This window comes from Butyrivibrio sp. INlla14, from assembly GCF_900102515.1.
Classification (GTDB): domain Bacteria; phylum Bacillota; class Clostridia; order Lachnospirales; family Lachnospiraceae; genus Butyrivibrio.
The window spans coordinates 249,336-263,398 of the sequence record NZ_FMVS01000002.1; the positions used below are offsets into that span (position 1 = coordinate 249,336).

At 40.8% G+C, this 14,063-nt stretch carries 12 protein-coding genes; 6 read left to right on the forward strand and 6 right to left on the reverse strand.

Annotated features, from left to right (window positions below):
* Positions 1–94: 94 nt before the first annotated feature.
* Positions 95–1,222, reverse strand: a complete 1,128-nt coding sequence (gene pheA / locus BLO53_RS01145; protein ID WP_092058435.1) for a prephenate dehydratase — start codon at positions 1,220–1,222, stop codon at positions 95–97.
* 161 nt (positions 1,223–1,383) lie between these two features.
* Between pheA and BLO53_RS01150 the strand changes: the two genes are divergently transcribed.
* From BLO53_RS01150 to BLO53_RS01160, 3 genes are all read left to right on the forward strand, one after another.
* Complete coding sequence (locus BLO53_RS01150) at positions 1,384–2,388, forward strand: DUF5050 domain-containing protein (protein ID WP_092058437.1); 1,005 nt, start codon at positions 1,384–1,386, stop codon at positions 2,386–2,388.
* 85 nt (positions 2,389–2,473) lie between these two features.
* Entirely contained in the window at positions 2,474–3,421 is a 948-nt protein-coding gene (gene pyrB / locus BLO53_RS01155) for an aspartate carbamoyltransferase (protein WP_092058518.1), read from the forward strand.
* A gap of 64 nt (positions 3,422–3,485) precedes the next feature.
* Positions 3,486–3,929, forward strand: coding sequence for an aspartate carbamoyltransferase regulatory subunit (locus BLO53_RS01160; RefSeq protein WP_092058439.1), 444 nt, complete (start codon positions 3,486–3,488; stop codon positions 3,927–3,929).
* A gap of 78 nt (positions 3,930–4,007) precedes the next feature.
* On the opposite strand, the gene BLO53_RS01165 is transcribed toward BLO53_RS01160, so the two are convergent.
* Both BLO53_RS01165 and BLO53_RS01170 read right to left on the reverse strand, forming a co-directional pair.
* Complete coding sequence (locus BLO53_RS01165; protein WP_176757103.1) at positions 4,008–4,565, reverse strand: CAP domain-containing protein; 558 nt, start codon at positions 4,563–4,565, stop codon at positions 4,008–4,010.
* Between the two features lie 168 nt (positions 4,566–4,733).
* Positions 4,734–5,510 (reverse strand): class B sortase, encoded by a 777-nt coding sequence (locus tag BLO53_RS01170; protein WP_176757104.1) that lies wholly within the window; start codon positions 5,508–5,510, stop codon positions 4,734–4,736.
* Between the two features lie 146 nt (positions 5,511–5,656).
* Here BLO53_RS01170 and BLO53_RS01175 point away from each other — a divergent pair, with 146 nt between their 5' ends.
* Together BLO53_RS01175 and BLO53_RS01180 are read left to right on the forward strand one after the other, a co-directional pair.
* Complete coding sequence (locus tag BLO53_RS01175) at positions 5,657–6,754, forward strand: CPBP family intramembrane glutamic endopeptidase (protein WP_242875264.1); 1,098 nt, start codon at positions 5,657–5,659, stop codon at positions 6,752–6,754.
* Entirely contained in the window at positions 6,735–8,078 is a 1,344-nt protein-coding gene (locus BLO53_RS01180; protein ID WP_092058445.1) for a DNA polymerase Y family protein, read from the forward strand. The genes BLO53_RS01175 and BLO53_RS01180 overlap by 20 nt, the downstream gene beginning before the upstream one ends.
* Positions 8,079–8,153: 75 nt before the next feature.
* Here BLO53_RS01180 and BLO53_RS01185 read toward each other — a convergent pair whose 3' ends face one another.
* The 3 genes from BLO53_RS01185 to BLO53_RS01195 are packed head-to-tail and all read right to left on the reverse strand — an operon-like array spanning position 8,154 to position 12,496.
* Positions 8,154–10,622: an adenosine deaminase gene (locus BLO53_RS01185; RefSeq protein WP_092058447.1), complete on the reverse strand. Its 2,469-nt coding sequence runs from the start codon at positions 10,620–10,622 to the stop codon at positions 8,154–8,156.
* A 21-nt stretch (positions 10,623–10,643) separates the two neighbouring features.
* Complete coding sequence (locus tag BLO53_RS01190) at positions 10,644–11,579, reverse strand: RluA family pseudouridine synthase (protein ID WP_092058449.1); 936 nt, start codon at positions 11,577–11,579, stop codon at positions 10,644–10,646.
* Positions 11,579–12,496 (reverse strand): hypothetical protein, encoded by a 918-nt coding sequence (locus tag BLO53_RS01195; protein ID WP_092058451.1) that lies wholly within the window; start codon positions 12,494–12,496, stop codon positions 11,579–11,581. The genes BLO53_RS01190 and BLO53_RS01195 overlap by 1 nt, the downstream gene beginning before the upstream one ends.
* Before the next feature lie 280 nt (positions 12,497–12,776).
* Between BLO53_RS01195 and BLO53_RS01200 the strand changes: the two genes are divergently transcribed.
* Complete coding sequence (locus BLO53_RS01200; protein ID WP_176757105.1) at positions 12,777–14,063, forward strand: endo-1,4-beta-xylanase; 1,287 nt, start codon at positions 12,777–12,779, stop codon at positions 14,061–14,063.

The window sequence follows — 14,063 nt, forward strand, 5'->3', positions numbered from 1 at the left end:
CGGTGGTATAAACTGATCTTGAAAATGAATCCCACCACCTCACTTATAACGTTAATTAATTGATGTATTTCGTGCCGATATTATAGTCGTTTGTTTAATAGTTTCCGAGGATTTTGAGCATTTTGGCTTCCTCGCGAAGGCCACGGAGTGCATTCTTGACTGCACTGTCAGCAAGGTTGCCCTCGAAATCTATAAAGAAGCGGTATTCCCAGTCCTTATCCTCGATTGGACGGGATTCAATCTTAGTCATATTAAGGTTATTGTATATAAAATGAGACATCATGTGGTAAAGACTACCAGCCTCGTGTGGAATTTCCATGCAGATGCTGACCTTATGAGCATCCTTAAGAAATACCTTGCGATTAGTAACAATAATAAAGCGGGTAGAATTAGAATCCGCCTGATTTATTCCCTCTTCCAGTATTTCAAGTCCATAGACCTTTGCTGCAAGAGCACTGGCAATTGCAGCCTGTGATTTATCTTTATCCTGGGCAACCTTCCTGGCTGCGAAAGCATTGTTCTTCATACTGATCTGCTCAAAATGACTGTGCTCAGACAAAAATCTGGCGCTCTGCATAAGGGACTGCGGGTGAGAATAAACTCTTTTTATGTCAGAGAGCTTAGTTCCTGGAACGCCCAAAAGGCAGTGCCTGATAGGAATAATCTCCTCACCGATAATGTAATGTTCATACTCTGTCAGAAGATCATATATTTCACTAACTATGCCAGCAGTTGAGTTTTCGATTGGAAGAACAGCATAATCTGCGCTTCCATCCTCAAGTACAGCCATGGCATCCCTGAAAGTGTCTACATGGAAGCTGTTTACCTCTTCTCCAAAATATTTCTTCATGGCAGCTTCTGAGTATGAGCCCTCAGCACCCTGATAGCACACTCTTGAACTTGCCTTATCTATTGAATCAATCTGGATAAAAGGGAGATTTCCTGCAGCTCCGGCACTTGCAAGCTTCTGATACTGTAGTTTACGGCTCATTGACATGAGGTGGGAAAAAAGCTCCTCCACGCCCGTCTTATTGAATTCAGAACTAGCCAGTTCTTTTACCGCCCTAAGTTTCTGGTCTTCTCTCTCTTTATCAAAAACCTTTTTACCTGTTGAAATCTTATAGTCTGCAACCTGTGAAGCTATATCCATCCTCTTTTCAAATAGCTCCACTATCTGCTTGTCTACTTTATCTATCTCTACTCTAAGTTCGCTTAAATCCATTTTCGCTGCCCCTGTATATTATTAGCCTCTTTATGTCGATATATATGTAAAGACTCTAAGTTAAGTTTATGATAAAAACCGCTTGATAGCAATAAGTGCAAGCAATATAATAATTTTGAGACCACTATATTTTGTAGTTTCGTTTTTTATGGAGGCATATTATGAGCAGAAAGGCAATGTTTGGGTTTGCTTTAACCGCAATAATTGCTATTGGTTTATTTGTGCTTTATATTTTCAGCAAGCAAATCCCACGAGATCCTGCAGATGTAGGTAATCTTGCTGGAAACCTTCACAACAAGGGGCTTTTCTTTGAAATGGATGGAAAAGTCTACTTTTCTAACCCCTACGATCACGATTGTCTTTATTCCATGAATTCCGATGAGTCACATCCAAAGAGACTTACAAGCATGCGCGCCCAGTATATAAGTGGCGCTCACGGATTTCTATATTTTTACATGGATTCAACTAAAAAGTCCGATAAGGTATCAGGTCTTGGTTCTGTTTCCAACCAATATGGTATCTATAGATGTAAAGTTGACGGAAGTGATCAGGAGTGCCTTCTTAGAGATTTCTGCGGCGAAGTGCAGCTATGCGGCGAGTACCTTTATTACCAGACTAAGCTTGATGGCGGTGCCCTTAACAAAATAAGGGTTGATAAAAAAGAAAAACAGCAGGTAGTTCCCGAAATGATCTCGCCTGTTTGCTACGATAGAGGTACCATCTATTACACTGGAGTTTCCCAGGATCATTACATTCACGCCATGAATACCCAGGCTGGAGATACCACCAGGGACGTTTTGTACGGGCATCTCTTTTTCCCTGTAGTTATGGGAAATTACATCTACTATATGAACGGAGATGCAGGCTACAGCCTTTGGCGCGCCAACATGTATGATGGAACTACAGAAGTTGTTATAAATGAGCGTCTTGATAACTACACCATGGATAACAACTATATTTACTACACATATTCAAATGGGCTTGATTCTCAGCTCAGACGCTGCACACTTGATGGGGAAAATAAGACAATTCTTTTTGAGGGAGTTACCAATTGCCTTAATGTTACTTCACACTTCTTGTATTTTAAGGTTTACGGAAACGACGATGTGATGTATCATATGCCATTGGATGGTAGCAATCAAATTTCAGTTCTGACATTTGATTAAACATGTAGAATTGCGAAAATGACGTTAGTCTTGGAGCAATTCGTATATCATAAAAAATATTTAATGAGGAGAAGGTATGAACAATTTGCGACACATGATGAACCCTCTCGACTTCTCGGTAGAGGAGCTTGAGGCCCTATTCGATGTGGCTAATGACATCGAAAAAAACATGGGGAAATATTCCCACAAATGTGATGGCAAGATTTTAGCCACATGTTTTTATGAACCCAGCACCAGAACAAGACTTTCCTTTGAAACTGCAATGCTTCGCCTAGGTGGTAAGACACTTGGTTTTGCAGATGCCGGATCGTCTTCAGCAGCAAAAGGCGAAAGCGTAGCCGATACAATACGTGTTATTTCCTGTTTCGCAGATATATGTGCCATGCGTCACCCCAAGGAAGGTGCTCCAATGGTTGCAGCTGCTAATTCTCTTATTCCTGTTATCAATGCTGGCGATGGCGGACATCAGCATCCCACCCAGACTCTTACAGATCTTTTGACCATCAGATCCCTATATGGTAAACTTGGTGACTTTACTATCGGCCTTTGCGGCGATCTTAAATTCGGACGAACCGTCCACTCTCTTATTAATGCTCTTACCAGATACACTGGTATTCATTTTATTTTCATTTCCCCTAAGGAGCTTAAGGTTCCTGATTATATAACAGAGATGCTTGATTCTAAGGGAATTACCTATGAAGAAGTTATAAAGCTTGAAGACGTTATGCCCAGGCTTGACTTTTTGTACATGACAAGAGTACAGAAGGAACGTTTCTTCAACGAGGAAGACTATATCAGATTGAAGAATTTCTATATTCTTGATAAAGCCAAGATGGAGCTGGCAAAAGAGAAAATGTTCATCCTCCACCCACTTCCAAGAGTTAATGAAATTTCTGTCGAGATTGATAATGACCCAAGAGCAGCCTACTTCAAGCAGGTTCAGTACGGTTTATACGTAAGAATGGCTCTGATACTGACACTCCTTAATATGACAGATGCACATATGAATGAGGGACTACTCAGGCAGTTCTGATATCTGAGATTATAATATCAGCTAATAATCATTTATTCATAAAGATATTTGAAAGGAAAAACACATGTTAAACATAGGAAAAATCGAAGAAGGCTTCGTTCTTGATCATATCCAGGCCGGAAAGAGCATGCAGATATACAGACATCTTGGGTTAGATAAGCTTGACTCCACCGTAGCCATAATAAAAAATGCCAAGAGTAAGGCCATGGGCAAAAAAGATATCCTAAAAATTGAATGTGATATTAACTCTCTTGACCTTGATGTCCTTGCATTTATCGATCACAATATCACAGTCAATGTAATAAAAGATGGCGAGATCATTGAAAAAAGGTCTCTTGTACTTCCAAAAGAGATCACAGGAGTGATCAAGTGTCACAACCCTCGTTGCATCTCTTCTATCGAGCAGGAGCTTCCTCAGATCTTCTATCTTGCCGATGAGAAAAAAGAAATCTATCGCTGCAAATACTGCGATGAAAAATACAGTAATGGGGATGCAGTTGTTCACTGAATAACAGGAGTTCGGATATTAAGAAAAAGCAAAAATAAAAGGCACATCGCATAGCGATGTGCCTTATTTTTGGCTTTCTTAATATCCGAACTCCTGTGCCCAGTACCATGATCCATCAGATGTCTGGCAAATGGCGATACCAACTGTCTTGTAACCAGCATCCATAATGTTTGCTGCGTGGGTTGGTGAATTCATCCAAGCAACATATACGCTATCAGCTGACTGATAGAGCTTGGCAAGATTCTCACCATACTGAACAGTACTATCAACAGTCCAGAAATCTGAATTATTTGGTCTTGTGTGAGAGAACTTAGTTGTAATCTCACTTGCACGAACCTGAGCTGCATTTGTAAGAGCAGTGCTCCAGACAAGCTCTGAAAGTCCTCTTGCTACTCTTTCCTGATTCATAAGGTTAAACACAGCCTGACATGCATCTGTTGCTGCCTGACTTGAAGCTGCACCACCTGCAAGGGCAATGGCTTCATCATCGATATAGATTTCTCCAACACCTTCATCAAGTCCTCTTACGGCAGCCTGATCATCAATGCTCTGTGTATCAACAGAACCACAAGCTATAAAGGTGAATGCCATAACCGCTGCAATACTTACTGCAAACACTCTTTTTAACTTTCTCATAATCATTTCTCCTACACACTTTTAAATAGTGGACAGAATGCTCCACTCACGTTTTTTCTTAACTTAATCCTACATGAATGAGTATCCCAATTCAATAAAAGAAAGATAATATTTTGACTGTTTTGAGTATATATTTCAGTTGATATCAGCCTAAAATGAAATTATTATTCACCACTCCCAGGCGCCTGTTTTATAGGTATGTACAACAAATCTTTTTCCGCTTCCAGACTGACCACTGCAAGTAGAAAGAGTAAGTAAACTTGGATATTGGCTAAAATCAGCATCAGCGGGTCTTGGATAAGCAGATGAATACTGGATAAAATCCAAAAGTTCATTATAAGATTCTGTAGTCTCAACTACTTTATAAGCATCACTTCCAACTCGCGTAATGTAATAGCCAAAGACTCTGTACTGAAAAATATAATCCTTGGTATAGATATAGACATAAGGATTCTTTTCAAGAAGATCTTCATTGCCATTTGCATAGAGCTTCTTAAGGCTTCCAAACATAGAGCCGTTTCGCATATTGTGGCCAAAGATTATATCGTGCATCCCCCTGAATTCAGGATCACTTAAAACGTCCTCAAAAAGGCATCCCGCCTTATTAACCTGCCCATCAAAGGTAAGATGAAGGTACTGGTCTACCTCATTTTCTTTTACCACAGGATAACTGATATCCAGACTAGGAAAATAGAGCCATGCCACCACATCAGGATTGATTTCTTCTAGTTTGTCAAAATCAACTCTGATAAGAGGATACTCAACAACTGAGGATTCCTCCTGAGATGGCCATGTAATAGCTGAAGATTCAATTGCTTCATACTCATTGTCAGCCACAGCATACTCTTTCTGGTCATCGTAGATTTTGTAGCCCTCATAGGCAATAACTCCTATACAGATCAGTATTGCTATTATGCGCAAGGCTTTAAATACCTTATTTCTCATAATATCCCCCTCATGTGTCATTTTGGGCAACTATACATATATAATATACAAATTGCTCCATGACTATGTCATAAATTAATATTATCACTTCATTGCTCATGATGTATACTAAACATGTATGAAATTTAGATTAAAAGGGAGATAACATGAACGAGAATATGAATCAACAGGGCCAGCCAGTTCAGGGACAGCCCGGTCAGTATTATCAACAGGGGCAACCCGGCCAATACTATCAGCAGAACCAGCAATTTCAGCAGCCTCAGTATAGTCAGCAGATGCCCTATTGTCAGCAGCCTTATGGCCAAATGTACAATATGGCGCCACCACAGCCACCTAAAAAGAGCTTTTTTAGCAGGTTCCACACAGACAAGTTCCACTGGACAGATCAGTTTCTGTTAGTTGGTCTGATTTCAATCGTACTACTTATATGCGGTGAGCTTGTTGGAGAGCTTTTAACCTACGGATTATTTGCTGCAAATTTAGCTGATGACCCTACAGGATTTTTCAATATTACTGTAATGTACTTTAACTTCATAGGAATTTGGATTGTACTGTGCCTCTACATGGCAATTGTTCCCAAGAACCGCCCTATCCTAAAGGCAATAGGTACAGCTCCAAAGGGTAACAACATTCTTTTTCTGGTAATAGGCCTTTTGATTGGTTTTGGAACCAATATGATCTGCGCAATTGGAGCTATGCTTCACAAGGACATCAGTATTACTTTTGATTCACTACCTGTCTTTGAGCTTTTGGTTTTATTTATAGCAGTATTTGTGCAGTCCTCCGCAGAGGAACTCCTGTGCCGAGGCTTTATATACCAGAAGCTTAGAAAAGGCTACAAGAACCCTTGGGTTGCCATTATCCTTAATGCAGTATTTTTTGGTGCTCTTCATCTTGGAAATCCGGGAGTAGGTTTCCTTGCCATTCTTGATATTGTAGTTACTGGTATTTTCTTTTCACTTATGGTTTACTACACCGACAGTATCTGGTGCGCTATGGCAGCTCACGCAGCCTGGAATTACACTCAGAACATAATCCTGGGACTACCTAACAGCGGAATTGTTTCACCTTTTTCAATTTTCAAGCTTGATGCTGCTTCAGCAACCAGCTCTTTTGCCTACAACGTAGACTTTGGTCTTGAAGGCACGATACTTGCGGTATCTGTCCAGATTGCCGGATGTATAGTAATGTTCCTTCTCTTCCACAACAAACACGAAAAAGACTATGAACCATGGAATAACTAATTACGACAATTACAAAACGATCATATTTCACATCGACGTTAATTCTGCGTTTCTATCCTGGTCCGCAGTTAAAAAACTAAGGGATGAGCCTGGCAGTATAGACCTGCGCACTGTTCCTTCCGCCGTAGGAGGCGATGTAAAGAGCCGCCACGGTATCATTACTGCCAAATCAATACCAGCCAAAAAATATGGAATAGTAACTGGAGAGCCTGTTGTAAAGGCTCTCCAGAAATGTCCTAATCTCATTCTGGTACAGGGTGATTTTACAACCTACAGAATGTATTCCCACGCATTTATAGAGATAATAAAGAGATACTCCCCTAAACTTCAGCAGGTTTCAATTGATGAAGCTTATCTTGATATGTCTGGGGAAAAAGAACTATTTAAAGATTCTGAATCTGAAGACTTCCCCTGGCCTCTGAACGTAGCCCGGCTCATAAGAGATGAGATCAGAAACACTCTCGGCTTTACAGTCAATGTGGGAATCTCTTCCAATAAGCTCCTTGCAAAAATGGCCAGCGATTTCAAAAAGCCGGATTTGACCCACACTCTTTTCCCTCATGAAATACAAGAAAAGATGTGGCCTCTTCCTATCGGCGATCTCTACGGATGCGGTAATTCAACCGCTTCAAGACTTACATCTCTTGGCATAAAGACAATAGGAGATGCAGCAAATAGCGACTATGAGTTTCTATGCTCCATCCTGGGTGAAAACGCCGCAGGCTATATCTACAATAGTTCAAATGGCTATGGCAGTACTAAGGTGCATGATGAATACGAAGATGCCAAGAGCTATTCTAATGAAACTACTCTTAAATCCGACCTTACAGCAGATTCCTACGATAAAGAAATAGAGCCCATTTTAAAGTATCTCTCAGGCAAGGTTTCAGGAAGGCTTAAAAGAGATGGCGTCTACGGCTGCACCATAACAGTAAGCGTAAAAACTGGCAATTTTAAACGTCACTCAGCTCAGATGAAAATTGATTCCTCAACTGATGATGACCTAGTAATTTACAAATGCGCAAAAATGCTATCTGATAAGCTCCTCCTTGGTGATGAAGGTCTTTTTATAAGGGGAGAAGTCATCCGCCTTGTGGGCGTTGGAGTAAGTAAGCTCGATGACGGCTCCTACAGACAGCTCAATCTCTTTGATGTACTGGCAGCAACGCCGCATCCTGCAGCTGCAGGTGCTAAAGACGCCACAAAAAAGGAACCAGATTTTGATAAAAAATTCGAGCGCCAGAAAAAGTTAGACCAGATGGCAAGAGAAATCGATACCCGCTACGGCAAAGGAACCATAATAAAAGGAAGTACCCTAAAGTGATGTTCATCATCAAGGATACTTCCTTTTTCATTCACAGTAATCAAAAATCATATAAACGACTCTGCTATAAGCAGGTCAATTGTTCGAAGCAACTATCGTATCATTTATCAGCTTCTTAATAAGTGAGACAAGTCCATTTTCCTCATCAAAAAGGTATACATAGCCCTGTAGAGACTGAGCCTTTTGCCTTAAGTTCTTGCAATGGCTCCATACCCAGATTGCTGACTGTCCCTTGCCATTCTTGGCTTCCTGGATCAGATTGGCTGCTGCACTGTTTCCGTCAAAGGCAACCACTGCAGATGGTCTTCTTTCAAATATCTCGTAGTTAAAGCTCTTGTAGATTCCCATGCCTTCTGCTTCTGTAGAAACCCTGATGAAGACGCCTGCCTTCCTTAGCTTATCTATCTCTTTTTCTGTCAAAAGAGCTGGTACAACCGAATATATCCTAAAGCCCTTGGTGTTATGATCAATCAGGTATTTCTCATATCCGGACAGCTTATGGCCGATTACAAAGCAGACTTCCTCCGGATTCAAAAAATCCATCAGCTCATCAAGCTCTCTGGTGGCCTCTTCTCTTACTCTCGTTGCCCTGTTCTCAGTATTAAAGCTGCCTCCAAGAAGCACAACAGGAAATCTGTCCCAGGTGATCTCCTGGACGATATCTTTTAGCTCAGTGTTAGCATCAAGCTTTCCAGCCTTACTCTTAGCTCCTCCGGAAATCTTGACAGCATGCATTTTATCAAGAAGAACATCCTCAAAATCCTTGTTCTTAACAAGTCTTGCGAAGGCTTCCTTCTTGTCGGAGTATGCTTGTCTGCTCTTTTCAATAATATAGCTTTCTGCTTCCTTCATAAGAGAAAGCTCTTCCTGTGACAATCCAAGAAGCTTTTCAAGAGAAAGCTGCTCATCTATTGAAGAAGTGCCATAAAGCGCAGCCCCATCTGTTCCCTGAACGCACTTTATTCCCTGCTTCAAGTACTCCTTGAGAGGATGCTTATCAAGCGAATTGAGGTTATTAAGGCGTACATTACTGGTTATCTGGAATTCCAGGACCACATTGTTTTCTTTTAGCTCTTTTAAAACTGCTCTTCCCTTCTTGGATTTAAGAGAATAGGTGTAAAGGCCATGGCCCAGGCGAATCCTTGGCATCTGCTGGCCTTTAGAAAGGCTGTCTCTGACGCACTGTATACTGTGGGCTATATTGTCCTTTAGACTGTCATTTTCTCCTGCGTGGATACGGATAACAAAGGTAGGATCCTTTTGACAGATCTTGGCTATTTCCTTAAAGACTGGCTTAAGAGTTATTATGTCATTTATCTCTTCTCCGACAAAGTCGCAGCCAGCAACATAAGGGTCAAGGGCTGTTGCCTTTAAGACTTCAAGGTTCTGTTCCAGATAATCTGCTGGTGTTACCGCGTCTTTGATAATGGTAAGGGGGATCCTACGCATAGCAGCAAGGAATCTTATCATGACCCCGGTTTCCCTGTAGATCCTGGGCATAACCTCGTGAACCTGCCGGAGCATTTCTATGGATTCATACTTTTTAACAAGGGTTGTATCGCTTATCTCTGCATACTCAACGCCCTGCTTTTTATAGCCCCTTGCAATCCAAAGGAGCTTATCCTGGAAAATAGTATTGTTGCAATAGTCGGGATTTTCTTTATCTTTTAGCATCTGCAAAAGAGCAGTTCTTACATCTGCATCCGGTATCTGGGAAACATTTGATAAAAAGATCTTCTCCTCACTCTCTTTGCCCTTGCAAAAGACATATCTATAAAGGTAAACCTTCTCAAGATTAGTAAATACAGCCTGTCCATCTCTGATGATTCCTAGTGAGCCGCGGATCTTGACTATATTCATCTCGGCATTATCAAGATTATGGAGAATAAGATCAGCAAAATTTATAAAGGTGTTATCATTTATTTTTCTATCAAGATACTTGCCCTTTAGCTGAGAAGTTACAAACTGCCTTGCAACCTTCTCTCTCTGAGCATTTACCTTTATCCATTGCTCTTGAGTAAGCTGAAGATCAAGCTTTTTGACATAGTATAAGGGGTATCTTATCTGATGATAAATGCCAAGTGCGATCAATATGTCAGCAGGCAGATTTCCGTTCATGTGAGTATGAAGATCCGCTCTGAATTTGAGCTGTTTAGGAATATAGGTGGTAAAAAGAGTCTTGGACATATCAAGCTTATAATTCTTGGTCTGACTCATTAAAGTCTTGGCAATAGCAGGAACCTGGGCCTTTTGGAGGATTCGGCCATCAGGATAGATAGTTGCTATCTCAACATCTCCAAGTTTAAAAAGATATACCTCTTCCCCTAGTGCTCCCACATAACATGGAATCTCTCCCTTTATGATAAACTTCCCGTCTTCATCCTGAGACAGCGGAAGTTTGCAGGTCTTGGCAAGGTTCCTTATTAGATTTCCTGATGTATGATTAGGAGTTTTTAAAACGTAATATAACCTGTCTAAATCCTTGTAGAGATTGATAACTATATCTTTTTCATTGTCCAAAAAGAAAAAAGTAAAATATGTCATATTCTTCCTCTTCTTGTGCTATCACAAAAGCTGTTGCATGTCCCCTGGTAAACTGGCTGTGATCTTTATTCTCTCTTTAGTGATTGGCTGGTCAAACTCTATATATCCTGCATGGAGGGCTGCTCTTTCAAGGCCATGGCTATTATCTATTTCTTTGCCATAGAAGTTATCGCCAAGTAGCGGGTGTCCAAGATATGCCATGTGAACCCTTATCTGGTGCGTTCTTCCTGTATCAAGGTGGAGCCTTACAAGGGCATAATCTTTAAACTGCTTCTCAACCTGGTAGTGGGTTATGGCTTCCTTACCCTCAGGATGAACCTCTCGAATCATACGCTCATCAGGGCGTCTTCTGATAGGCTCATTTATAGTTCCGAAAGCATTTTCAAACACGCCGCTGCATAGAGCCAGATATTCCTTGCGCCTTGACATGTTTTCCTTTTGTTTAGACAAAAGAGCTGCACTATGGCGGTTCTTGGCAAAAATAACTAGTCCTGAAGTTTCTCTGTCCAGACGCCCTACCGTGCGGATCACGTGGTTCTGTCCCGTTTCCTCATAGTATCCGGCAAGGTAATTGCTAAGAGAGTCCTTGTAATGAGCATAGGATGGATGGACTACCATATCCCCTACTTTGTTGATGATTATAAGATCCTCATCCTCGTAAACGATGTCCAGATCTCCCTTGGCAGGAACAATATCCCCTGCATTATCATTATCCTCGTAAATCCTGACAATAAGCGTATCTCCAGGAAAAAGCTCATCAATAAGGCGCAGAGGTTCACCTTTCTCTTGATAATCATCAGCCTTTCTGATGCACATGACTCCATCAGAAAACAGCTTGCACCTTGTCATCTCACGGCTTGAGAGCTCCATAATATCACGCATGATCTCTCCTGCGGTGATAGTCTTATTATCGTCATTTATGTACTTGTATCTGAGTTCTCTATAGCTGTTATCCATTAAAGCTCTGATTCCCTACCACTAATACCAAAACGACCAACTGCGACAAAGAAAAACGCAGTTGCAATAGCTGCAAATGCAGCTGTAGAAGCATTAAGGACATATGTTAAATTAGCATAAGCTGCCAGCTCGCTAGTCCCCATAAATCTGCCAATTATTATTGTGCTAATTGTTCCAGACGCACTTCCTATATAGCTAATAAAAATAGTTATAAGGGTATAACATATTCCCAGACCTTTTCTGTTTGTGGCAGTATTCTTTTGACATGAAATGTAAAAAGAAATATAAACTGCCAGAGTGATGATTGGGAAAATGATTTGAATCGGAAATATCCTTACATCTAATATCTCTGGCGGCATTCCCATACGAGTTCCTATGTCGTTTTGATTTAGAATAACGAAGCCAGCTACTCCTATAACCATTACTTGAAAAATAAGAGCAAGCAGCCCTTGTACCTTTATATCCCTGTCAGAGCCAAGTCGCCCACAAGCTATGAGAAAAAGCGGGTTAGCAATATTAGTTATAAAAGTTACCGGAAAGCTTATCATATTGGATACTGCAGCTTTTGCCGCTATAAATTCTGCACCTTTACCGGCAAAATACTTATTAGTAAGTAGATTAAGTGGAATATCAATACAGGAAATTGCAACTGCAAAAATAATCAGCAAAGTAGCCATAAGTCTCTTGTTTTTAATATTTCCGGTAATGACTGCCACAAACAGTATTCCATATATTACAAGTTTAATTGTCACAAGCCAAAAAGAAACTGGAATAATTCTGGCCTCCATATCTTTTGTTCCAAATAACGCACTTCCAAAGGTGCCCTGGTGCTGAATGATATACACTGATACATACACCAGAATAGTCTGAAGAATAAAGGCTGCAATAGCAGGCTCTTTTACACGGTTGTCTTTCATTTTTAACCCTCTTTAATACTTTCATTTTTAATTATATACGTTATTGCGCATATAGGCATAGCTAAAGCGCCAGAATAAAGTATTAACTTTTTGTAACCAAAAATCAAGTGTTGTAATTAAGCGTACTAATCGCTTCTATTTCGTCCGCAAAATAAGGCTAAATACTAGCAACAAGTAGTTGGTAGAGATAATAATAATTTCATATTATGGTTATGAAGTAATACCTGATATTTTCCTTAATATCAGGTCATATCTATAGCTGAAAGGAATGTATGAAAAAATGAAAAAGAAAAATATACTGTCGGCCCTTCTTTTGGCTGCTATGATCACGGGATGTGTGGGGAACATTCCTGCAGCAGAGAAAGGGGCTGCAACTGATGTTTCTCTGGATAATTCCAGCCTTGAAATATCAGCAGAACAAGCTAGTAGTGCTGATGATGCTAGTTCAACACTCACATCAGTAGAGGAACCTATCGAAACAGCTTTTGTAGATGATGTAGCTCTTAAGGATCTTTGTCAGGATTACTTCGTTCTTGGAGTAGGCATCAATGGAAGTGATCTTTTTAACCAGTGCCTTAATATTCCGCAGTACATGGAGCTTTCCAAAAAGCACTTTGGAAGCGTGACCATGACCAACCTTATGAAGAGCTGCTATATTCTGGACCAGGCAGGATCTCAGGCTAATCTTGCAAGCGGAAACGCTGAGCCGGCTTTATCTTTTGACACAATTGATCCAACACTTAAATGGTGTCAGGAAAACGGCATGAAGATGCGTGGTCACACCCTTGTATGGCACACTCAGGCTCCTGGATGGTTCTTTAGAGAAGGTTATACAGATGACGGGGAATATGTAGATAAAGAGACAATGCTATCCAGAATGGAGAGCTACATAAAACAGCTCCTTACTCATGTTCAGACTGAATATCCTGGAGTTATCTATTGCTGGGATGTTGTAAATGAGGCTGTTGAACCTGAAAGTGCTGATCCTGATAGCTTTTTTAAATGCCGCACCGCCTGCGGACAGGATCCAAATCCATGGTATGATACGATTGGTCCTGACTATGTAGAAATGGCCTTTACTTATGCAAGAAAATATGCCGATGAGGATGTACTTCTTTTTTACAATGACTACAACACCTATCAGGAGCCCAAGACAGAAGGCATCTACGCTCTCTGCAGTTACCTCAAGGAAAAAGGCCTTATTGATGGTATTGGAATGCAGGGCTACTGGGGAATCGACTATCCTTCTATAGACATGATCAAAAAGGCTATGACTAAGTTTGCCGAGCTTGATCTTCAGATTCACGTAACTGAGCTTTCAATTGGCGTCGACAAGGAAACAGATGCTGAGTTTGAGAAGCAGGCCAAAGCCTACGGCGATGTATTCCAGATGTTCCATGATATGGACCTTGAAGGCGGCGGACCTGCTAATATCACAAACGTAACTGTATTTGGACTTGTTGATCACTACCGCGAGGGCGATCAGACAAACACACGAATCTTTAACAAAGACTACGAGCCCAAGCCAGCGTTTATAAAGATCAGAGAAACAATGGAAAACTACTGA